Raw genomic sequence first — 20,638 nt, 5'->3', positions numbered from 1 at the left:
AAGGACCCCCCATGAGCCACGCCACCCTGAGCACCACCGAACTCAAGACCCTGCGCGGGCACCTGCGTGCCTTCGAGTTCGCCGAGGTCATGAACGTCCTGGGCTGGAACCGCGCGAGCGGCGCGCGCACCGTCACCGCCGACGGCCAGACCTTCCGCCTGACCCCCGTCGCGCAGCTGGGCGGCGTGCAGGTCATCGAGGTCACCGGCGGCGAGGACCCCACTGCCCTGCCCCTGGAGCCGGTGCGCCGCAAGGTCAGCGACGAGGTGGTCAAGACGTCTCGCGAGCACGTCCTGATCTTCGTGGACGCCGGGCGCACCCAGAGCCACTGGTACTGGGTCAAGCGAGGGCTGGACGGCGAGAAGCGCAAGGTGCAGCCCCGCACCCACACCTACGTCAAGGGCCAGCCCGACGACCTCTTCGTGGCCAAGCTCAGCGGGCTGTTCGTCGACCTGGCCGAGCTGGATGACGAGGGGGACCTCAGCGTCACCGAGGCGGCGCGGCGGCTGAGCAGTGCACTCGACACCGAGGGCGTCGTCAAGCGCTTCTACACCGAGTTCCGCACCCTGCGCGAGGACTTCGCCGACCAGATCGGCGGCATCTCCGACGACCGCGACCGGGCCTGGTACGCGAGCGTGCTGCTCAACCGCCTGATGTTCATCTACTTCTTGCAGGGTAAGGGCTTCCTGGGCCGCCCCACACCACGCAGCGACGGCGACCGGCAGTACCTGCAGAACCACCTGGCCGCCAGCAAGAAGCGCGGGGCGGACCGCTACTACAGCGAGTTTCTGAGCACCCTCTTTTTCGACGCCTTCGCCGCTCCAGAAGAGCAGCGCAGCGCCGAGGTCAGCGCCATGGTGGGTCAGATCCCCTACCTCAACGGCGGCCTCTTCCTGCGGCACGGCATCGAGTTGAAGTACTCCGGCATCCGCGTCCCTGACCGGGCCTTCGGGCAGGTGCTGGACCTCTTCGGGCGCTACACCTGGAACCTCAGTGACCAGGACAAGCACGCGGGTGGCCTGGACCCCGACGTGCTCGGGCACATCTTCGAGAAGTACATCAACCAGAAGGGCTTCGGGGCGTACTACACCCGCCCGGAGATCACCGAGTACCTCTGCGAGCAGACGGTGCGGCGGCTGGTGCTGGACAAGATCCGGGAGCGCCGCCCCCTGGAGCACCACCTGCACCACAACCTCAACGACGCCATCGCCCGCGCCGACGCGGACCTGGTGCGCTCGCTGCTGCTGGCCGAGGACGGCCTGAAGAGCGTCAGCCTGCTGGACCCCGCCTGCGGCTCCGGTGCGTTTCTGGTGGCGGCCCTCAAGACCCTGCTGGACATCTACAGCGCCCTGATGGGCCGCATCGTCTCGCTCAACGACCGCACCCTGCTGGACTGGGAAGAGAAGCTGCGCGGCGGCCACCAGAGCGCCCACTACAACCTGAAAAAGAAGATCATCACCGAGAACCTCTACGGCGTGGACCTGATGGAGGAGGCCGCCGAGATCGCCAAGCTGCGCCTCTTCCTGAGCCTGGTGAGCAGCGCCCACACGCTGGACGACCTCGAACCCCTGCCCAACATCGACTTCAACATCCTCGCGGGCAACAGCCTGGTGGGTCTGCTGGAGGTGGACGAGCGGGCGTACAACGCGCAGCGCGGCGGGGGCCGGGGCGCGGCCATGACGCCGATGCTGGGCGTGGGCGCCGTGACCTACCGGGACATCGTACAGGAGCGCCAGCGCCTGCTGCGCGACTACCGCCACGCCGCCCGCCTGGGCATCCGCGACCTGACCGCCCTGCGCCAGGAGATCGAGCAGCAGCGGGAGACCGCCTACCAGACGCTCGACGCCCTGCTGCACAAGCAGTTCCACGATCTGGGCATCAAGTTCGAGCAGGCGACCTGGGACGCAGCGAAGGGCAAGGAGGGCAAGCCCACCAAGCGGGCGCTCACCCTGGCCGACATCACGGCCCTGAAGCCCTTTCACTGGGCTTTCGAGTTCGCCGAGGTGATGGAGCGCGGAGGCTTCGATGCAGTGATCGCCAACCCACCCTGGGACATCGTGAAGCCCAACGGCAAGGAGTTCCTGGAGTCCTTTTCGCAGGCGGTCAGCAAGAACAAGATGACCATCAAGGACTTCGAGAAGGAAAAGCTGAAGCTGATGAAGGACGACGCCATCCGCGCCGAGTGGCTGGCCTACCAGTCCTCCTTCCCGCACGTCAGCGCCTACTACCGCGCCGCAGTTCACGCACCAGAGCAGCACGGTGAACGGGCGCAAGACCGGCAGCGACCTGAACCTGTACAAGCTCTTCTTGGAACAGAGCTACCGCCTGCTGCGGGACGGCGGCGAGTGCGGCATCGTCATCCCCAGCGGCATCTACACCGACCTGGGTGCCAAGGGTCTACGCGAGTTGCTGTTCGACGCCACCGAGGTGACGGGCCTGTTCTGCTTCGAGAACCGCAAGACGATCTTCGAGAACGTGGACAGCCGCTTCAAGTTCGTCGTCCTGAGCTTCCGCAAGGGCGGCGCGACCACCGAGTTCCCGGCGGCCTTTATGCGGCATGACGTGGCCGAGTTGCAGGACTTCCCCGGTGGCGTGGGCATGACACTGAGCGTGGACACCGTGCGCCGCCTCTCGCCGGGCAGCCTGAGCGTGATGGAGTTCAAGAGTGAGCAGGACGCCGAGATCGCCGAGAAGATGCTGCGCTTCCCGCTGCTGGGCGAGCCACTGGATGGCACCTGGAACCTGAAGCTGACCCGCGAGTTCGACATGACCAACGACAGCCACCTCTTTCGCACCGAGCCTGGACCGGGCCGCCTGCCGCTATTCGAGGGCAAGATGATGCACCAATTCCGACATGACTGGGGCCAGCCACGCTATTGGGTTAATGAGACGGAGGGGCGGCAAGGCGTGTTGGGCCGAGAGAAGGATATAGGCCAAGTACTGGGATATCAGTCCATTCGCTTCGCCATGCGACGCATCGCAAGCAGCACCAATGAGCGTTCTTTGATATCCACCCTCATCCCCAGCAACAATTTTGCCTCGGAGTCTTTCAACCTCGGCGAGGGTCTTGATCCTGCTGAGTTCCTGGCCTTCACCGCTGTAATGAACAGCTTCGTGCTGGACTACTTCCTGCGCCAGAAGGTGTCGGCCAACATCAACATGTTCTACGTCTACCAACTCCCCGTTCCCCGCCTCACCGCTGCCGACCCGGAGTTCCAGCCCATCGTGACGGCGGCGGCGCGGCTGATCTGCACGACGCCGGAGTTCGATGATCTGGCGAGGGCAGCGGGCCTGCGCGGTCACATGGATGGCGTGAAGGGTGAGGCTGACCGCGCCGCGCTTCGCGCTGAACTAGACGCTCGGGTCGCACACCTCTACGGCCTGACGGAAGCCGAGTTCACCCACATCCTGGGCACGTTCCCGCTGGTGGCGCAGGAGGCAAAAGCGGCAGCGCTGGCGGCCTACCGGCGACTGGCGGTGAAACAGGAAGCAGCATCACCATGACGCTCCGGTACGCCCAGCGCTCACGCAGTCGGCAGATCGCCGTCACGGCGGCGGCAGCCCGGCAGATGGGTCTGGGCTAGGAGGCCTTTTTCACCAACCCACTCCAACCAGTGAGGCGAGTTTAAAAAGTTGCAGCTATATCAACTCAGTATCGACTTTCTCAACTAAAGTTAAACCATGCTCCAGCCACTTGCCCTCTTGCAGACCCGCCTGCCGGAGGGCGTTCCTGTACCTATAGGTTGGCTACGGATGCTGGGCCTCAGCAGCGCCGCGGTGTACGCCCAGGTGCAGGGCGGGTGGCTGCACTCCCTGCCAGGGCGTGCCTATCAGCGACCCGGGCCTCCACTGGCCTGGCCTGCCGTGCTCTACGGCGCCCAGCAGACGGGCTCAGCTGTACACCTGGGCCACCTCAGTGCTCTGAGCCTGCAGGGTATGGCCCACTACCTGCCACTCGGCGAGGAGACACCCGCACACCTCTATATGCGCGCCCGGCCGCCAGAGTGGCTCCAGCGGTTGCCACTCCCCGCACTCTGGCACCACGAAACGGTCATCCGCGAAACCCTCCCAGCGGAGCGTGTCTCCGACAACCTGCGTGAGCCTCGCTTCGACGTCTCCGTTGCCAGCCTCCTTGGCATCGTCCCTGTACTTCAGGATGGCTGGACCGTGTTTACCTCGTCACCGGAACGGGCCGCCATCGAACTCGCCGCCGGCCTCACCCGTGGCGAGAGCTGGGACATGGCCTACGAAACGTTCACCGGCCTGACGACGCTCCGTCCGGCCCTGGTGCAGCAGCTCCTGACTTCGAGTACCAGGAAGGTCACCCGCCGCGTCTTCCTGCACCTCGCCCGTACCAGTGGGCATCCTTGGCTGGATCGGCTGGATCTGGACGCCCTTGACCTGGGACAGGGCAAGCGGCAGCTCGTGCCCGGCGGCACCCTGGACCCGGAGTTCCTGATCACGGTGCCACGGCGGGAGGAGGCCCATGGCTTCTGAGATGTACGAGGCGCAGGTCCGCCTGCTGGTGCGTGTGCTCGCCGAGCTGGGCGACCAGGACCGGCTGGCCCTCAAGGGCGGCACCGCCATCAACCTCTTTGTGCAGGACCTGCCCCGGCTCTCGGTCGACATCGACCTCACCTACACTGGGCTGGAAGAGCGCGAGACGGCTCTGGCGCACATCCACGAGGCCCTGACGGCCCTGAAAACGCGGCTGGAGACTCTTGGTCTGCGGGTCCAGCACACGCCGCACCTCCGAGAGTTCCTCCACAGTCATCACCGGGACGGAGGTTGACCTGGGTTCCGGTTCCTCACCCGACATCAGGTAACGGGCCGCGCTCATCGGGCGCTCCCTTTTTTCCAGACCGGCCTCCGTATGGGCCGGACGCTGCTCATGTTCATGGCTCCTTTACCATGCCACGTCCGGGCGTCATCCGGTGACGCACATCTGCGGGTGTCCGGGTCGGTTGATCTCGGACGTATGCAAGGCAGGGCGCATAAAAGCCCGTTGTCTGTCACTTGTCTGTCACGCGGCTCTGGCCACAGCACGCAACAAAAGAAAAAACCCCGGCTGAGCCGAGGTTTCTGTGTGGTGGGCGGTATAGGATTTGAACCTACGACCCCTCGCGTGTGAAGCGAGTGCTCTACCGCTGAGCTAACCGCCCTGATGCTGAAGCTGGTGGTGGGCCCTGCCGGATTTGAACCGGCAACCAATCGGTTATGAGCCGACTGCTCTGACCGTTGAGCTAAGAGCCCCTGGGCCGGGCGAGCGAGGGGAAGTGTACCGGGGGGGGCCGCCCCTTGTCAAACCTGGGGCCAGGTCCGGGGTGGTAGCGTGCGGGCCATGCATGTCCTGCACGTGGCGTCCGAGGTCTTTCCCTACTCCCGGTCGGGCGGGCTGGGCGACGTGCTGGCGGCCCTTCCCGCCGAGCAGGCGCGGCTGGGGGCCGAGGTGGCGGTCCTCTCGCCGTGGTACGCGGCCCTGGCGGGCGAGCCGGACGAGGTCTGGCGCGGCGACGTGCCCGGCGTCGGCCCCGCGCGGGTGGGCGAGCTGCGGGAGGGCGGCGTGCGCTTCCTGTTCCTGGGCCTCCCTGCCTTTGACCGCCCCGGCCTCTACCACCCGGACGACGTGGAGCGCTTCTGCGCCTTTGGACGGGCCGCGCTGCCGGTGCTGGAGGCGCTGGACCCCCGGCCGGACGTGCTGCACGGCCACGACTGGCAGGCGGGGCTGGTCGTCGCGCATGCCCATCTGGCGGGCTGGCGCACCGCCTTCACCATCCACAACCTCCAGTACCAGGGTCGCTGGAATCTGCCCGAGGCCCGCACGTGGACCGGGCTGCCGGAGTGGGCCTTTTCCTCCGAGGGGGTGGAGTTTCACGGGGACCTCAACCTGATGAAGGCGGGGCTGACCTTCGCGGACGCGGTGACCACGGTCAGCCCGACCTATGCCCAGGAGATCACCACGCCCGAGTACGGGGAGGGGCTGGACGGCCTGCTGGTGCGCCTGACGCTGGAAGGGCGGCTGAGCGGCATCCTCAACGGGCTGGACCAGGACCGCTGGAACCCGGCGACCGACCCCGACATTCAGCCCTTCCGTGACCCGGCGGGAAAGGTGCCCAACGGCGAGCGTCTCCGGGCCGAGTTCGGGCTGGACACGGCCCCGGTTCTGGGGGTGGTCAGCCGCCTCGCGGACCAGAAGGGGATGGACCTGCTGCTGATGGCGTTGCCCGAACTGGTGCGCGAGTGGAACGTGGTCGTGTTAGGGGGGGGCGACCCGCTGCTGACCGCCGCGCTGACGGGGTGGGGGCACCACCCGCGCGTGGCCTTCGTGTCGGGCATGAACGAGCCCCTCGCGCACCGCATCTACGCGGGAGCGGACGCCTTTGCCATGCCCAGCCGCTTCGAGCCCTGCGGCCTGTCGCAGATGATCGCCCTGCGCTACGGCACCCTGCCCGTCGTGCGGGCGACCGGGGGACTGGTGGACACTGTGCCGGGCGACGTGGGCTTCCTGTTCAGCGAGGCCAGCCCGCAGGCGCTGACGGCCGCGTGCGCCGAGGCCCGCCGGGAACTGGAGGACCGCCCCGCCTGGGCAGCCCGCATGATTCGCGGCATGGAACTGGACTTCGGTTGGGAGAACCCCGCCCGGCATTACCTCGACCTGTATGGCAGGGTCAGCGCAGGAAAGCCAGCAGCGCCCCGTTAAAAGCGTCCGGGTTGTCGAGGTTGGAGAGGTGCGCGGCCCCCGGAAGGACCCGCAGCTCACCGCGCCCCGCGTCCGCGATCTCCTGGGCGAGTTCCACAGGTGTGATCTGGTCCTGCTCGCCCACCAGCACGAGGAGGGGCACCTCCAGCCCCCGGAGGGTGTCGCGCTGCTCGCCCCGCACGGCCATCGCCCGCAGCGCTCCGGCGATCCCCTCGCGGGTGGCCGCCTCCATCATCGGGCGCACCCGGCGGAAGGTCGCGGGCGAGTGTTCCTTGTCCGCCGCGTGAAGGATGAAGTCCCGGCCTTCGTCTTCCACCCGGTCCGCCTGATCACGGCGGTCCTGCGCCTTTTCCGGGTCGTCGGCCCGCAGGGACGTGTCGGCCAGCACCACGCGGGTGAACCTCTCCGGAGCTTGGCGTAGCAGTTCCATCGCCAGGTAGCCGCCCATGCTCAGGCCCACCACGGCGAGGGGGTCACCTTCCGGCAACGTCCCGAGCAGGTCGCGGGCCGCGTCCTCCAGCGTCGTGATCGCCCCCTCTTCTCCCCCGAAGCCGGGGAGGTTGGGCGCGACGACCCGGAATCCCTCGGCCTCCAGCGCCGCCCGCTGGTCGTCCCACATGGCGGCGGAGAGGGGGTAGGCGTGGAGGAGCAGGACGGTGCGGGGCGCAGGAGCGGTCATGGAGTCAGGCTAGGGCGCCGGGAGCGGAAGGGCCATTGAGCGGGCCTTGAGCCGGGCGGGCCGCGCTAGCATCCCGGGCGTGAACCTCGCCGTCGTCCTCGTGTCTCCTAAAACGCCCGGCAACATCGGCTCGGCGGCCCGCGCGATGCTGAACATGGGCGCCCGCGACCTGCGGCTGGTCGCCCCACGCTGCGACCACCTCGACTCGCAGGCGGTGGCGATGGCGGTCCACGCGGCGGACCTGTTGCGCGAAGCCCGCGTCTACCCCACCCTGCGCGACGCCCTGGCCGACCGCGACCTCAGCGTGGGGACCTCGGCCCGGATTCGCGCGGACCTCCCCGCGCCCCGCCACCCCGCGCAGGTGCGGCCGCTGGTGCGGGCGGCCTCGGCCCCGGCGCTGGTGTTCGGGCCGGAGGAGACGGGGCTGGTGAACTCGGACCTGGAGCAGTGTCAGGTGACCGTGCGGGTGCCCACCGGGGACTACGCCAGCCTGAACCTCGCGCAAGCCGTGCTGCTGGTGTGCTACGAGTTCTTGCAGGCGCAAGATGAGGTGCCTGCCAGCGAGCGCAAGACGGCGACCCGCGAGGAAATGGAGGCGATGTACAGCCACCTGCACCAGACCATGCACCTGATCGGCTACACCGACGCAGTGCGGGCGCGGCACACGCTGCGGCTGTGGCGGGCGATGCTGGACCGCTCGCTGATGAGCAGCGCGGAGAGCCGCCTCTTCCGGGGGCTGCTGCGGCAGGTGGAGTGGAAGGTGGGGGACGCGGCGCGGCGCGGCACGGTAGAGGGGAAGGGGACCACCACCCCTCCGGCGGACGGGGCCACTCCGGACTGACGCCCACGGCGCCGAGCATTACGGAGCGCGGGACCACCCCCTCCCTACACTGTCCCCCATGACCGAGTTGCCTGCCCCCCCTGCCGCGCCCGCCGCCCTCCCGGTGAGGGACTGGCCGCTGTCGCGCCGGGTGCGGCTGCTGCGCAACGTGCTGCCGCCCCTGATCGTGCTGGTGGTGGCGGTGGTGGAGTTGCTGATCGCGGGCCTTCAGAATCCACGGTCCGAGGTCTGGGCACACCTGCTGTTCTACGGACTGGTCGGCCCGGCGGCGACCTTTTTCAGCGTGGAGTGGATCGCGCAGGGCACCCGCGCCCGCGAGCGGGCCGAGCGTGAACTGCGGGCCACCTACGCGCAGCTCAGCGCCTCGCACGGGCAGCTTCAGGCGGTGCAGGAGCTGATGCGTGACCTCAGCGGGGCACCGGACCTCGGCGCGGTGGTGGAGGTCGCCGCGCGGGGCGCGGTACGGGCGACCGGGGCCGCACACGCCACCCTGACGGTGCCGGGGGGCCTCAGCGCGGCGGCGGCAGGCGAGGGCGGGATGGGGGAGGCCCGCTTTCCGCTGCGGGTGCCTATCCCCGGCGGGGGAGCACTCGCGCTGCACTTCACCGAACCCCCGACCCCCCAGACCGAGGCCCTCGCGCAGGCCATCGCCGCCGAGGTGGCGACCGGGGTGGAGGCGGCCCGGCAGCGCACCCTGGACCTGATGACCCTCTACAGCGTGGACCAATCCATCCGCGCCGAGCGCAACATGCGCCGCCTGCTCGCCCGCGTGACCCGCAACATGGCCGAGCGGGTGCAGGCGGGGGCGCGGGCGGCCTACCTGCGCGATCAGGACGGACTGCTGCGGCTGGAATACGCCGAGGACTGGACCGGTGAGCAGGGCGGGCGCGGCTCGCTGGCCCCCGCCTTCGTGGAGCGGGTGGCCGAGGCCGGGACTCCCCTGGTCGCGGAGGACGGCGAGGCTGCCGAGGTCTTTCCCGGCGCGACCTCCGCCCTGGGCTTTCCCATGCGCGACGAGCAGGGGCTGGTGGGCGTGCTGGTGCTGGGCGACGAGCGGACCGGCGCCTTTGAGGACGCCCGCCTCCCCCTCCTCGCGCTGCTGGCGGCGCAGGCCGCGCTGGGCGTGCGCAATGCCCGCGCCTACCTCTACTCGGAAGAACTCGCCATCAGCGACGAACGCGCCCGCATCGCCCGTGAGATTCACGACGGGGTGGCGCAGTCGCTGGCCTTTGCCGCCCTCAAGCTCGACGTGGTGGCCCGGCAGGTCCACAGCGAGCCGGAAAAGGCCGAAGAGGAGGTCCGCGCCGCCACCGTCCTGCTGCGCGAGCAGATCAAGGAGGTCCGGCGCTCGATCTTCGCCCTGCGGCCCATCGACCTCGAGCGCTACGGGCTGCTGGAGACGGTGCGGCGCTACGTCGAGGACTTCGGCCAGCAAAATGATGTCCGCACCACCCTGAACATCACCGGGGACATCCACCTCGCGCCGGGAGACGAGGCGGTGGTCTTCCGCATCCTGCAGGAGAGCCTGAACAACGTCGCCAAACACGCCCGCGCCCGCGAGGTCACCGTCAGCCTGCACGGGGGCCACCGGGTCACCCTGCGCGTGCAGGACGACGGCGCGGGCTTCGACCCTGAGCAGGTGTCGGGCCGCGTGAGCAGCGCCGGGGGCCTGGGCCTGATGCAGATGCGCGAACGGGTGGAGAGCCGGGGCGGGAAGTACCGCGTGCTCAGCGAGCCGGGGCACGGCACGCTGGTGGAGGCGGAGGTGCCGCAGGCGTGAGGGCCTCCTGGGAGCGGCCATGCCAGACTGCCGGATGGCGTTCGCCTTTCCCATTCCCGAGGACGACTTCGAGCGCGAACTGCTCAGCAACATTCAAACGTATGGCTGGGCGGTCGTTAAAGTTCCTGAGGACGAGGAAGGCCCAGGTTTTGCCTTCACAGTGGGGCTGTGGGGCAATTACAACCACCCGGAAATGGTCATGGTAGGGCTCGATCTTGACCTGATGCACCACGTCCTCAACCTCATTGGCGACGCCGTGCAGACTGGACAGCAGGGTTTCGAGGATGGTCAGCGGTCCCCAGAACTTCTGGAGGGCTATGACTGCGCCTTTGTCAGGGTCGCGGCGGGCCATTTCACGGAGTATCTGGGGACTGCCCTGTGGCTCTACGGGCAACAACCTTTTGAGGCCCTGCAATGCGTGTGGCCGGATAGCGAGGGACTATACCCCTGGCAGGACGACTTCAACCCCGAGTGGCGCGAGCTTCAACCCCTGCTGAGTACTCCCTAGTTCAGCGTCCGCCCCCCCGCCTCCCCCACCAGCCCGAACGCCGGAATCGGCACCCGCGCCCGCACCCCCCAGGCGTCCTGCATCACGTAGTGGCCGCTCATCTGGCCGGGCGGGTCTTCCAGGGTGACGAAGGAGTCGTAGACGAAGACGCCGCCGGGCGCCAGCACGGGCTGCTCGCCCACCACGCCCTCGCCGTCCACGACCGTGTGACGGCCCGAACCGTCCACGATGTCCCAGTGCCGGGCGAGCAGTTGCCAGGTGTCGTCCGAGTGGTTCTCGATGCGGATCACGTAGGCGAAGAGGTGCCGCCCCGCCGCCGAATGCGCGGCGAGATAACTCACCTCCACGCGGACCCGCACGTCGGGGGTGGGGGCATAGGCAGGATGGCTCATGGGGCGAGGATAGCCGGGGAGCCTAGACTGGGCCGCGTGACCCAGGACAATCCGACCAGCAGTGCCCCCGCCACCATCAACGAGGACTTCCTGTTCGCCCTGCTGCGCGAGGCCGCCCCCAGCGGCTGCGAGCGCCGCGCCGCCGACGTGTGGAAGCAGGAAGCGGCCTCTTTTGCCCGCGTCTCGGAAGACCACTACGGCAACGTGTACGCCGAACTCGGCCCAGAGGACGGCCCGACAATTGCGCTGATGGGGCACCTCGACGAGATCGGGCTGATCGTGTCGCACATCGGGGACCACGGGCTGATCAGCGTGCTGGGCGTGGGTGGCTGGGACCCGCAGGTGCTGGTCGGCCAGCGCATTCGGTTGCTCGCGCCGGGCGGGGACCTTCTGGGTGTGATCGGCAAGAAGGCGATTCACGTGATGGAACCCGAGGACCGCAAGAACGCCTCGAAGCTCGAAGACCTCTGGATCGATGTTGGCCTGAGTAAGGAGGAGGTCCAGCAGCGCGTTCCGGTGGGCACCTACGGCGTCATTGAGCAGGGGCCGATCCGGGTGGGCGAGAAGATCGTCAGCCGGGCGCTGGACAACCGGGTGGGCGGCTTCATCGTGCTCGAAGCCCTGCGGGCGCTGAAGGACACCGACCTGAAGCACCGGGTGGTCGCCGTGGGCACCAGCCAGGAGGAGATCGGCGTGTTCGGGGCGCACGTCAGCGGGCACCGCCTGAATCCGGTCGCGGGCGTGGCGGTGGACGTGACCCACGAGACAGGGCAGCCCGGCGTCTCCGAGAAGAAGTACGGCACCGTGCCCTTCGGCTCGGGCGCGAACCTCAGCGTGGGGCCGATGACCAGCCCCGCCATCCTGCGCCAGATGCAGGACGCCGCCCGCGAGGAAGGCATTCCCTACACCCTCAGCGCGAGCGGGCGCTACACCGGCACCGACGCCGATGCCCTGACGCTGGTGCGCTCCGGCGTGCCCACGGCGGTCGTGAGCATTCCCAACCGCTACATGCACTCGCCCTCCGAGATGGTGGACGTCCGCGACGTGAAGGCCTGCACCGACATCATCGCCGCGTGGATTCGGCGGCTGGAGGGCGGGGAGGAGTTCCTGCGCTGAGACCGGATTGCGGCGGGGTCGCTCGCTGGGCACATGGCGTTTTGGCGGATGGCCGACAGCCAGCCCCGCGCCTACACTCGGCGGGTGACTTCCCCCCCTCTCCCCTCCCCGGCTCCGGCCCGGCGTGCCGCGCTGCCCTTCATCCTGCTGACCGTCCTGCTGGACGTGATGGGGGTGGGGCTGATTATCCCGGTGTTTCCAGGGCTGGTGAGCGACCTCGCGGGCGATCCCACCCAGGGGGCGCGGCTGCTGGGCGTGTTCACGGCCGTCTACGCGCTGATGCAGTTCATCTTCGCGCCCATCCTGGGGGCCTTGTCGGACCGCTATGGGCGGCGGCCGGTGCTGCTGCTCAGCCTGCTGGGGCTGGGGCTGGACTACCTGCTGCTGTATTTCGCGCCGAACCTGTGGTGGCTCTTTGTGGGCCGGGTCATCGCCGGGGTCACCGGGGCGAGCATCACGGTGGCGAACGCCTACCTGGCGGACGTCACGGCGCCGGAGAACCGCGCCCGGTCGTTCGGGCTGCTGGGAGCCACCTTCGGAGTGGGGTTCATCCTAGGTCCGGCCCTGGGCGGGGTGCTGGGCGACGTGGACGCGCGGCTGCCCTTCCTGGTGGCGGCGGTGCTCGCGCTGCTGAACGCGGCCTACGGCTTTTTCATCCTGCCCGAGTCGCTGCCGCCGGAGCGCCGGGGCACGCCCGAGCGCATCCGCCTCAATCCCCTCGCGCCGCTGACCGTGCTGGGGCGTTACCCGCTGGTGCGCAACCTCGCCGCCGCGTTCGTGCTGATCGGGATGGCGCAGCAGGTCATCTTCAGCACCTGGGTGCTGTTCACCGAGCGGGTGCTGGACTGGTCAGCCACCCAGAACGGGCTGGCGCTCGCGCTGGTGGGCCTGCTCTCGGCGGTCGTGCAGGCGGGGCTGGTGGGCACGGCGGTGCGGGTCTTGGGCGAGCGCGGGGCCATCATCACCGGGCTGCTGCTGGGCGTCGTGCAGTACCTGCTGCTGGGCGCGGCCCGCACGGACGCCATGCTGTACGCCTCCATCGTCCTGGGGTCGCTGGCGGGGATCGCGGGGCCGTCCATTCAGGGCCTGATCAGCCGCCGGGTGGACCCCACCGAGCAGGGGCGGGTGCAGGGTGCCCTGACCAGCGTGCAGAGCCTCGTCGGGGTGGTCGGGCCGCTGGTCGCCACCAGCGTCTTCGCGGCGTTTACCCGGCCCGGCAACCCGTACCACGAACCCGGCGCGGCCTTTTACATGGCGGCGCTGTTCAGCCTCGCCGGGACGGTGGTGGCAGGCGTGGTGCTGCGCCGGGCGGGGAAGCAGAGCTAGAACGGTAGACGAAGCAAGACCCCTCACTGGGCGACTGGTGAGGGGGTTTTTTGTTTTCGCTGCTGTCCGTCTGTCAAAGGTTTGCAGCGGTCAAACCGCCTGCTCCTCCCCTACCCCCGGCCGAGCGTCCAGCACGCTGTCCGGCACCCCCGCCAACGCCCGGCGCACCACGTCCAGCCCAGCAGCAGGGCGGTGGCCCTCCTCGCTCAGCGTGCGCTTCCAGTGCCGCGCTCCTGGCTGGCCCGCGAACAGGCCCAGGGTGTGCTTCATCATCCGGTTGAGGGGCTGGCCCGTCTCCAGCTGTGCCGCGACGTAGGGCAGATAAGCCTCAATCGCCTCCCGGCGGGTGGGCGGGGCCACGTCCTCCCCGAACACGTCGCGGTCGGCGGTCGCCAGGATGTAGGGGTCCCCGTAAGCCGCCCGCCCGATCATCACACCGTCGGCCCAGCCCAGGTGCTCACGCGCGGCCTCCAGGGTCAGGACGCCCCCATTCAGAACCACTGTCAGCCCCGGAAAGTCGGCCTTGACCTGTCGCACGACCTCATAACGCAAAGGGGGAATCTCGCGGTTCTCCTTCGGGGAGAGGCCGGAGAGCCACGCCTTACGCGCATGGACGATGAAGGTCTCACAGCCCGCCGCCGCGACGGTGGACACGAAACGGGTCAGATGTTCGTAACTGTCCAGATCGTCAATGCCGATGCGGTGCTTGACCGTCACGGGCAGGCGGGTCGCGCCCCGCATCGCCTCCACCGCGCGGGCCACCACGTCGGGGGTCGCCATCAGGCAGGCGCCGAATGCGCCGCTCTGCACCCGGTCGGAGGGGCAGCCGCAGTTGAGGTTGACCTCGTCGTAGCCCCAGTCTTCGGCGATGCGGGCGCACTCGGCGAGCGCCGCCGAGTCCGAGCCGCCGAGTTGCAGGGCAAGCGGGTGCTCAATGCCGGAGAACCCCAGGTGCCGCTCTCGGTCGCCGTGCAGGATCGCGCCGGTCGTGACCATCTCGGTGTAGAGGAGGGTGCGGCGGGTCAACGTGCGGTGAAAGACCCGGCAGTGCCGGTCGGTCCAGTCCATCATCGGGGCGACCGAGAGCGTGTGGGGAGGGCGGGAGGCGGCGCTCATCGCCCGGCAGTGTACGGGGTGGGCGCGGGGCCAAATGGGAAGGGAACCGCAGGCATTGGCCCACGGCTCCCCAGCTCCTCTGCCTTTACTTTCCGGCCTTGTCGTCTCGCTCGGCGGGTTGCGCGACCTCGTCCTCCCGCCCGGCGCGGACCGTCTGGCGCGGCTCCACGATCAGGCCGGGGCCAACCTTCGCGCCCGACTTCACGACGCTGTGCGCCCCGATCACGCTCAGGCGGCTGTTGGCGCTCTGGCCCCCGACGACCGCGTCTGCTTCGATCACGGCTCCCACGTCCACGATGGCGCGGCTGACCCGTGCCCCAGCCTTCACGACTGCCCCCGGCTGCACGATGCTGCCGCGCACGCTGGCCCCCTCCTCCACGACCGCGTTGGGGCCGACCACGCTGCCGATCACCTCGCCCGCGATCACCGCGCCGCCGCAGACGTAGGCGTGGTCCAGCCGCGCCGAGCCGTGAATCCGGGTGGGGGGCCGGGCGATGGAACTGGTGATAAAGGGCCAGTCGGGCGTGTCCAGCGGGAAGCCCTGGCCGTCCAGAAAGTCCTGATGGGTCTGCATGTAGGCGTCCAGCGTGCCCACGTCCATCCAGTAGCCCTCCAGCGGAAAGGCGTAGGCGTCCCCCCGCGCGACGAGGGCGGGCAACAGTTCCTCGCCGTAATCGCCCACTTCGCCCTGCCGCTCCAGCTCCTCCAGGGTGTCCATCAGAATGGCCGCGTCGTACACGAAGACCTCAGCGGTCACGGTCTTCCCCAGCGGCTCATCGGGCTTGTAGGCGAACTCGGTCACTTTCCCCTCGCCGTCCGCCCGCACGTTGCCGAAGCGGGTGGCCTGCGCCTCGTCTTCGAGGTCGGTCGTCACCATCGTGACGCTGGCCTCCCGGCGGACGTGCTCGCGGATCACGTCGGAGTAGTCCAGCTTGTAGATGTGGTCGGCGCTCATGACCAGTACCACGTCGGGGGCGAATTCGCGCATCAGGGGCACGTGCTGGGCGAGGGCGTGGGCGTTGCCCTGCGCGAACTCGCCGTCCTCGTTCTCGGGGCTGGAAAAGGGCGGCATCACCACCAGCCCGCCGCGCGTGCGGTCGAGGTCCCAGGGCCGCCCGCCCGAGAGGTGGTCGTTGAGACCGTGCGGGAGGTACTGCTCAATCACCCACACGTCCTGCACGCCGCTGTGGACGAGGTTGGAAAGCGAGAAGTCGATCAATCGGTAGGTGCCCAGAAAGGGCACGGCGGGCTTGGCCCGTTCGGTCGTGAGGGGAGCGAGGCGGCTGCCCTTGCCCCCGGCGAGGACGATGGCAAGCACTTTCTTTCCCGCGATGCGCGTATTCACAGGGGTCAGTCTGCGGGGCGGCTTCCCGCCGCCACATGAGGGGGCGTTCGGGGGGGGTTCACCCAGCCTCCCCCGCCAGACCCCCCGCGTCCTTCAGGCCCTGGCAAGGCACATGAGAAGCCCGCCCCCTGGGCTGGTCCCATGTTCGCACTCCTCGTCCTGATGGTCCTGCTCGCGCTGATGGCCCACGCCGCCGCCCGGCAGGCCCGGCTGAACCTCGGCCCCGACGGTGGCCTGGGAGAAGACTCCCGCCGCACTCCGCCCGGCCGCGTGGAGGGCACCCGGCCTGACCGCAGGTGGGGAGTAGAGGCAAAGACCCCTCTGCCTCTGGGAGAGGGGCCTCGCGCAGCGAGGGGGTGAGGGACCCCCGCCCTACGCCCCGACCGCCCGCTCTGCCTCGGGGTTGGTCGCCGCCCGGCCCAGCACGGCGTCCGCGTCAGGCCACTCAATGATCTGGAAGCGGCTGTTGCGAATGGCGGGGGTGAAGCCCGCGTCGACCGCGATCCGCACGAGTTCGCGCACGGTGGCCCGGTGCCGCCCGTGCCCGCCCGCCGCCGAGACGACGTTCTCCTCCAGCATGGTCGAGCCGAGGTCGTTCGCCCCGTAGTACAGCGCGGCCTGCGCGACCTTGAAGCCCTGCCCCGGCCAGGACGCTTGCAGGTTGGGAAAGTTGTCCAGCGCGATCCGCGCGACCGCGAGCTGCTGGAGGTACTCGTGGGCGGAGGCCCCGGGCGCCTTGCCCGCGAGGCGGGTGTGCTCGGTCTGGAGGGTCCACAGAGCGAAGCCCGAAAAGCCGTTGCCGCCGTACTCCCGCAGCGCCCGGTCCTGCTGTTCGCGTAACCGGGTGAGGTGGCGCACCCGCTGCGCGACCGTCTCACCGAAACCGATCACCATCGTGGCGATGGTATAGAGCCCCTTGCGCTGCGCCGCGTCGATGATGCGGAACCAGTCGGCGCTGCGGATGCGGGCGGGGGCGGCCTTGGCCCGCACCTCGTCCTCCAGAATCTCGCCGCCTGCCCCCGGCAGCCCATGCAGCCCGGCGTCGATCAGGGTATCGAGCAGCTCGTCCAGGCTCAGGCCGAAGCTCTTTTCCATGAACAGAACTTCCTCGGGCGAGAAGGCGTCGATGCGGATGGTGGGGTGATGCTCGCGCACATGCCGCAGCAGCCCGGTGTAATAATCCAGCCCCAGCGCTGGGTTAACCCCGCCCTGAAGCAGGATGCGGGTGCCGCCCACCGCCTCCAGGTCACGGATCTTGGCGCTGATCTGTTCGTAGTCCAGCACGTAGCTGTCGCTCTGGCGGCGGGTGCGGTAGAAGGCGCAGAAGTTGCAGCCCACGTTGCAGATGTTGGTGTAGTTGATGTTGCGGTCGATCAGGAAGGTGACGACCTCGGCGGGGGAGCGCTCCAGCCGCAGCCCGTGCGCCACCGCCGCCACCTCGGGAAGGGGCAGGGCGTAGAGCGCCTCCAGCTCCTGCGCCTCCAGCCGCACCCCGGAGGCGGCCTTCTCCAGCACTCCGACACCTACGCGCACGTCCGCCGTCATGCCCGCACGCTAGCACCGCCGGGGGGCGTCAAGCGTCCCGGCCCTCACCCTCGGGGACGAGCAGGAGGACCGTTCCCGCCTTGACGGGAAGGGCGGTCCAGGGTTCGGCGGGCGTGACCCGGTAGCCCTCGGCGGCCCGCAGCCGCACGAACTCGCCGTGCGGCAGGTCGAGGACCGCCTCTCCCGCGAGGCAGGTCAGCCAGCCCGTCACGGGGGGACCGCCCACCTTGCCGGGCAGCGCGAGCACCCGCAGCCCGCCGCCGGGCAGGGCCACCCACTCGCCCGGCGTGCCTCCCGCCAGCCGCGCGAGGTGCAGGGCCTGGGGCGGCTCGGGGCGGGCGGGACGCAGGGGCAACCCTCAGCCTCCCCGTGCCGCCTGGTTGAGCTTCTTGCTGGCTTGCAGGGCCATGCCCTTGGCCTTTTTCACGTCCAGGCCGAGTTCCGGGGCCACGTCTTCCACCTTGCGCCCCTGGTCGCGCGTGGCGGTGACAAGCGCCCGCTCGGTGTCGCTCAGGACGCCGAGGTGCGGTTTCAGATCGGCCCAAGTGAGGGCGGGAGCTTTGGGTGCAGCCGCTTTCGTCGTGGACTTCTTCGCGGCGGTCTTGCTGGCCGTGGCTTTCCCCGTTGTCTTGCGGGTCGCGGTGCCCGAGGCCGCCTTGCGGGGTGCCGCCTTCTTCGCCGTGCCCGTCTTGGCCCCGGCCCTCGCCCCGGTTCGGGCCGCCCGCGTCCCCGGCTTCTTCTTTGGCTCCTTGCCGCGCTCCTCCAGAATCTCCAGCGCACGTTCGGCGGTCAGACTGGCCTCGTCCTCGCCCTTGCGGAGGGTAGCGTTGCGCTCGCCGTCGGTGAGGTACGGCCCGAAGCGACCCGACTTCAGCAGGATGGGGGCGCGGTCCCCCCCGTACTCGAAGGTTCGCAGCGGCGCGGCGGCGACTCCCTTGCCCCGGAAACGCGGCTGCATGAAGATCGCCTCGGCCTCGGGCAGCGTCACGGTGAACAGTTGCTCGTGTGTGGCGAGGCTGCGCGAGTCGTTCCCGCGCTTGAGGTACGGCCCAAACTTGCCGTTCTGCGCCCAGATCTCCTCGCCCTCCGCCACGCCGACCAGCCGGGGCAGGCTCAGCAGCCGCAGCGCCCGCTCCAGCGTAATGGTGGCGGGGTCATCGCCGGGAAAGAGGCTGGCCGAGCGGATGGGCGGCGTTTCATCCCCCAGCGTCACGTAGGGGCCGTAGCGCCCGGCCCGCGCCACTACTGGGTGCCCGGTCGCGGGGTCCTCGCCCAGCACGCGGTCCCCGGTGGGGCGGCTGAACAGGTCCTCGGCCTTTTCCAGCGTCAGGTCGTCGGGCAGCAGATCGTCGGGGAGGTTGACCTTCTCCTCACCGCGCTGCATGTAAGCCCCGTAGCGGCCCACCCGGACCTCGATCCCGCTCCCCGCGAGCCGGGGCACCTGGATGGTGGCGATGCCCCGCGCGTCGATCTCACCCATCTTGGAGTCGATGAGGGGCCGCAGGGCCATCCCCTCGCCGCCCTCGCCCAGGTAGAAGCGCCGCAGGTACGGCACCCGCTGCGCCCGCCCGCCCGCGATGTCGTCGAGGGCCTCCTCCATCCGGGCGGTGAAGTCGTAGTCCACCAGATTCCCGAAATGCCCCTCCAGCAGCGCGGAGGTGGCGAAGGCCGTCCAGGTGGGAATGAGCGCCTGCCCCTTCTTGACCGCGTAGCCGCGCTCCTGAATGGTGTGCAGGATGCTCGCGTAGGTACTGGGGCGCCCGATCCCCGCGCCCTCCAGCGCCTGCACCAGCGAGGCCTCGGTATAGCGGGCGGGGGGCTGCGTCTCGTGGTCCTCGGCCTTCACCGACTCGGCGGTGACGCGCTCGCCTTCCTTCAGCGGGGGCAACGGCGTCTCGCGGTCCTCCAGGGCGGCGGCGGGGTCGTCGCTTCCCTCCACGTAGGCCCGCAGGAAGCCGGGAAAGTCGATGGTGCGGCCCGAGGCGCTCAGACCTACTGCCTCGCCCGTCGTCGCTGTTCCCGCGAGCTTTACCCGCAGGCTGCGGCCCCGCGCGTCGGCCATCTGGCAGGCCACCGTGCGCTTCCAGATCAGGTCGTAGAGGCGCCACTCGTCGCCCGACAATTCCCCGCGCAGGCTGTCGGGTGTGCGGAAGCTGGACCCAGCGGGCCGGATCGCCTCGTGCGCCTCCTGCGCGTTCTTGGCCTTCTTGGCGTACACGCGCGGCTGGGGCGAGAGGTAGTCCTGGCCGTACATCGCCCTCACCTGGGTGCGGGCCGCTGTCACCGCCTCGGTCGAGAGGTTGGTGGAGTCGGTGCGCATGTAGGTGATGTACCCGCCCTCGTAGAGCCGCTGCGCCGCCCGCATCGTCCGGGTGGCCGCAAAGCCCAGCTTGCGGCTCCCCTCCTGCTGCAACGTGGAGGTGATAAAGGGCGCGTAGGGCCGCTGGGTAAAGGGCTTCTCCTCGGCCGAGGTCACCCGGAGGGGCTGCCCGGTCAGGCCGTCCGCGAGGGCGCGGGCCGCCGCCTCGTCCAGCAGGCGCACGCCCGCGCCGTCCCTCAGCCGCCCGGTGAGGGGGTCAAAGTCCTTGCCCGTCGCCAGCCGCACCCCGTCCACGTCGGTGAGGCGGGCCGGGAAGGTGGCCCCCGCCGCCGTGCGCCCCGTCACCACGAGGTCCCACCACACCGCGCTCACGAAGCGCATCCGCTCGCGCTCGCGCTCGACGAGCATCCGGGTCGCCACCGACTGCACGCGGCCCGCGCTGAGCTTGGGCGCGACCTTCTTCCACAGGACCGGGCTGACCTCGTACCCGTACAGGCGGTCCAGCGCCCGGCGGGCCTCCTGCGCCTCCACGAGGTTGGTGTCGATGTCGCGCGGGTTCTGGATCGCCTGCTGAATGGCTTCCTTGGTGATCTCGTGGAAGACCATCCGGCGCACCGGGACCTTGGGCTTGAGTTCCTGATACAGGTGCCAGGCGATGCTCTCGCCCTCGCGGTCGTCGTCGGTCGCCAGGATGATCTCGTCGGCCTCGGCGGCCAGTTTTTTCAGGCGGGCGACATGCTGCCGCTTTTCCGGCGCGACGACGTACAGGGGCCGGAAGTCATGCTCCACATCCAGCCCGAGCCGCGCCCAGGCCTTGCCCTTGTACTTCTCGGGGATGTCGGCGGCGCTCTTGGGCAGGTCGCGGATATGCCCGATGGAGGACTCCACCGCGTACCCCTTTCCGAGGTACTTCTCGATGGTTCTCGCCTTGGCGGGCGACTCGACGATCACGAGGGTTCTGGGCATAAGA

General features: G+C 69.4%; 17 protein-coding genes, 2 tRNA genes and 1 pseudogene. 11 read left to right on the top strand and 9 right to left on the bottom strand.

Annotation, left to right across the window (positions count from 1 at the left end; all coding sequences use genetic code 11):
- The first annotated feature begins 11 nt into the window (after positions 1–11).
- The 4 genes and pseudogenes from C3K08_RS02445 to C3K08_RS02435 all read left to right on the top strand — a co-directional run bounded on the left by C3K08_RS02445 (position 12) and on the right by C3K08_RS02435 (position 4,792).
- On the top strand, positions 12–2,561 hold the full coding sequence (locus C3K08_RS02445) for a DNA methyltransferase (RefSeq protein ID WP_199776971.1): 2,550 nt from the start codon (positions 12–14) through the stop codon (positions 2,559–2,561).
- Positions 2,562–3,681: 1,120 nt separating this feature from the next.
- Positions 3,682–3,897, top strand: a pseudogene (locus C3K08_RS18865) (AbiEi antitoxin N-terminal domain-containing protein); the annotation flags it as partial.
- Between the two features lie 39 nt (positions 3,898–3,936).
- Complete coding sequence (locus C3K08_RS02440) at positions 3,937–4,497, top strand: type IV toxin-antitoxin system AbiEi family antitoxin domain-containing protein (protein WP_234009136.1); 561 nt, start codon at positions 3,937–3,939, stop codon at positions 4,495–4,497.
- Entirely contained in the window at positions 4,487–4,792 is a 306-nt protein-coding gene (locus C3K08_RS02435) for a nucleotidyl transferase AbiEii/AbiGii toxin family protein (protein WP_104989880.1), read from the top strand. Before C3K08_RS02440 ends, C3K08_RS02435 begins: the two co-directional genes overlap by 11 nt.
- Positions 4,793–5,087: 295 nt before the next feature.
- Here the strand turns inward: C3K08_RS02435 and C3K08_RS02430 are convergent.
- Together C3K08_RS02430 and C3K08_RS02425 are read right to left on the bottom strand one after the other, a co-directional pair.
- Positions 5,088–5,162, bottom strand: a tRNA-Val gene (locus C3K08_RS02430).
- Positions 5,163–5,177: 15 nt separating this feature from the next.
- Positions 5,178–5,253 (bottom strand) — tRNA-Ile (locus C3K08_RS02425).
- An 88-nt stretch (positions 5,254–5,341) separates the two neighbouring features.
- Between C3K08_RS02425 and C3K08_RS02420 the strand changes: the two genes are divergently transcribed.
- Entirely contained in the window at positions 5,342–6,700 is a 1,359-nt protein-coding gene (locus C3K08_RS02420; RefSeq protein ID WP_104989879.1) for a glycogen synthase, read from the top strand.
- On the opposite strand, the gene C3K08_RS02415 is transcribed toward C3K08_RS02420, so the two are convergent.
- On the bottom strand, positions 6,669–7,379 hold the full coding sequence (locus tag C3K08_RS02415; protein ID WP_104989878.1) for an alpha/beta fold hydrolase: 711 nt from the start codon (positions 7,377–7,379) through the stop codon (positions 6,669–6,671). The two genes, C3K08_RS02420 and C3K08_RS02415, sit on opposite strands and share 32 nt — an antisense overlap.
- A 79-nt stretch (positions 7,380–7,458) precedes the next feature.
- Here C3K08_RS02415 and C3K08_RS02410 point away from each other — a divergent pair, with 79 nt between their 5' ends.
- Genes C3K08_RS02410 through C3K08_RS02400 form a run of 3 tightly spaced genes read left to right on the top strand, consistent with a single transcriptional unit; the run spans position 7,459 to position 10,508 of the window.
- A complete protein-coding gene (locus C3K08_RS02410; RefSeq protein ID WP_199776970.1) occupies positions 7,459–8,220 on the top strand; it encodes an RNA methyltransferase in 762 nt (253 codons plus the stop codon).
- A 58-nt stretch (positions 8,221–8,278) separates the two neighbouring features.
- Positions 8,279–10,000: a GAF domain-containing sensor histidine kinase gene (locus tag C3K08_RS02405; protein ID WP_104989877.1), complete on the top strand. Its 1,722-nt coding sequence runs from the start codon at positions 8,279–8,281 to the stop codon at positions 9,998–10,000.
- A gap of 34 nt (positions 10,001–10,034) precedes the next feature.
- Complete coding sequence (locus C3K08_RS02400; protein ID WP_158679815.1) at positions 10,035–10,508, top strand: DUF4262 domain-containing protein; 474 nt, start codon at positions 10,035–10,037, stop codon at positions 10,506–10,508.
- Here C3K08_RS02400 and apaG read toward each other — a convergent pair.
- Positions 10,505–10,900 carry a Co2+/Mg2+ efflux protein ApaG gene (gene apaG, locus C3K08_RS02395; protein WP_104989875.1) on the bottom strand — a complete coding sequence of 132 codons (396 nt, stop codon included), beginning with the start codon at positions 10,898–10,900 and terminating at the stop codon, positions 10,505–10,507. The genes C3K08_RS02400 and apaG overlap by 4 nt on opposite strands.
- Positions 10,901–10,936: 36 nt before the next feature.
- Between apaG and C3K08_RS02390 the strand changes: the two genes are divergently transcribed.
- Together C3K08_RS02390 and C3K08_RS02385 are read left to right on the top strand one after the other, a co-directional pair.
- Complete coding sequence (locus tag C3K08_RS02390) at positions 10,937–12,016, top strand: M42 family metallopeptidase (RefSeq protein WP_234009135.1); 1,080 nt, start codon at positions 10,937–10,939, stop codon at positions 12,014–12,016.
- Positions 12,017–12,100: 84 nt separating this feature from the next.
- Positions 12,101–13,342, top strand: coding sequence for a TCR/Tet family MFS transporter (locus tag C3K08_RS02385; protein WP_234009134.1), 1,242 nt, complete (start codon positions 12,101–12,103; stop codon positions 13,340–13,342).
- A 90-nt stretch (positions 13,343–13,432) separates the two neighbouring features.
- Here C3K08_RS02385 and dusA read toward each other — a convergent pair whose 3' ends face one another.
- Both dusA and C3K08_RS02375 read right to left on the bottom strand, forming a co-directional pair.
- Positions 13,433–14,458, bottom strand: a complete 1,026-nt coding sequence (gene dusA / locus C3K08_RS02380) for a tRNA dihydrouridine(20/20a) synthase DusA (RefSeq protein ID WP_104989872.1) — start codon at positions 14,456–14,458, stop codon at positions 13,433–13,435.
- A gap of 85 nt (positions 14,459–14,543) precedes the next feature.
- Positions 14,544–15,803 carry a glucose-1-phosphate adenylyltransferase family protein gene (locus C3K08_RS02375; RefSeq protein WP_104989871.1) on the bottom strand — a complete coding sequence of 420 codons (1,260 nt, stop codon included), beginning with the start codon at positions 15,801–15,803 and terminating at the stop codon, positions 14,544–14,546.
- A gap of 141 nt (positions 15,804–15,944) precedes the next feature.
- On the opposite strand from C3K08_RS02375, the gene C3K08_RS17795 reads away from it, so the two are divergent.
- A complete protein-coding gene (locus C3K08_RS17795; RefSeq protein ID WP_158679814.1) occupies positions 15,945–16,163 on the top strand; it encodes a hypothetical protein in 219 nt (72 codons plus the stop codon).
- A 12-nt stretch (positions 16,164–16,175) separates the two neighbouring features.
- On the opposite strand, the gene mqnC is transcribed toward C3K08_RS17795, so the two are convergent.
- From mqnC to topA, 3 genes are read right to left on the bottom strand one after another with little or no spacing between them, the layout of a single operon-like run.
- Positions 16,176–17,348 (bottom strand): cyclic dehypoxanthinyl futalosine synthase, encoded by a 1,173-nt coding sequence (mqnC, locus tag C3K08_RS02370; RefSeq protein WP_104989870.1) that lies wholly within the window; start codon positions 17,346–17,348, stop codon positions 16,176–16,178.
- A gap of 28 nt (positions 17,349–17,376) precedes the next feature.
- Complete coding sequence (locus C3K08_RS02365) at positions 17,377–17,703, bottom strand: hypothetical protein (protein ID WP_104989869.1); 327 nt, start codon at positions 17,701–17,703, stop codon at positions 17,377–17,379.
- A gap of 3 nt (positions 17,704–17,706) precedes the next feature.
- Positions 17,707–20,634 carry a type I DNA topoisomerase gene (gene topA, locus C3K08_RS02360; RefSeq protein WP_104989868.1) on the bottom strand — a complete coding sequence of 976 codons (2,928 nt, stop codon included), beginning with the start codon at positions 20,632–20,634 and terminating at the stop codon, positions 17,707–17,709.
- Positions 20,635–20,638 lie beyond the last annotated feature (4 nt).

The sequence above is a fragment of the Deinococcus sp. NW-56 genome, from assembly GCF_002953415.1.
Lineage (GTDB): Bacteria > Deinococcota > Deinococci > Deinococcales > Deinococcaceae > Deinococcus.
The sequence above is the reverse complement of the archived record's forward strand: the minus strand, read 5'-3'. Positions and strand labels throughout refer to the sequence as shown.

Bases quoted from the DNA above. Each gene is read 5' to 3' on its own strand.
- C3K08_RS02445 (WP_199776971.1), top strand. From the start codon at position 12: ATGAGCCACGCCACCCTGAGCACCACCGAACTCAAGACCCTGCGCGGG.
- C3K08_RS02440 (WP_234009136.1), top strand. From the start codon at position 3,937: ATGGCCCACTACCTGCCACTCGGCGAGGAGACACCCGCACACCTCTAT.
- C3K08_RS02435 (WP_104989880.1), top strand. From the start codon at position 4,487: ATGGCTTCTGAGATGTACGAGGCGCAGGTCCGCCTGCTGGTGCGTGTG.
- C3K08_RS02420 (WP_104989879.1), top strand. From the start codon at position 5,342: ATGCATGTCCTGCACGTGGCGTCCGAGGTCTTTCCCTACTCCCGGTCG.
- C3K08_RS02415 (WP_104989878.1), bottom strand. From the start codon at position 7,379: ATGACCGCTCCTGCGCCCCGCACCGTCCTGCTCCTCCACGCCTACCCC.
- C3K08_RS02405 (WP_104989877.1), top strand. From the start codon at position 8,279: ATGACCGAGTTGCCTGCCCCCCCTGCCGCGCCCGCCGCCCTCCCGGTG.
- C3K08_RS02400 (WP_158679815.1), top strand. From the start codon at position 10,035: ATGGCGTTCGCCTTTCCCATTCCCGAGGACGACTTCGAGCGCGAACTG.
- apaG (WP_104989875.1), bottom strand. From the start codon at position 10,900: ATGAGCCATCCTGCCTATGCCCCCACCCCCGACGTGCGGGTCCGCGTG.
- dusA (WP_104989872.1), bottom strand. From the start codon at position 14,458: ATGAGCGCCGCCTCCCGCCCTCCCCACACGCTCTCGGTCGCCCCGATG.
- C3K08_RS17795 (WP_158679814.1), top strand. From the start codon at position 15,945: ATGTTCGCACTCCTCGTCCTGATGGTCCTGCTCGCGCTGATGGCCCAC.
- mqnC (WP_104989870.1), bottom strand. From the start codon at position 17,348: ATGACGGCGGACGTGCGCGTAGGTGTCGGAGTGCTGGAGAAGGCCGCC.
- topA (WP_104989868.1), bottom strand. From the start codon at position 20,634: ATGCCCAGAACCCTCGTGATCGTCGAGTCGCCCGCCAAGGCGAGAACC.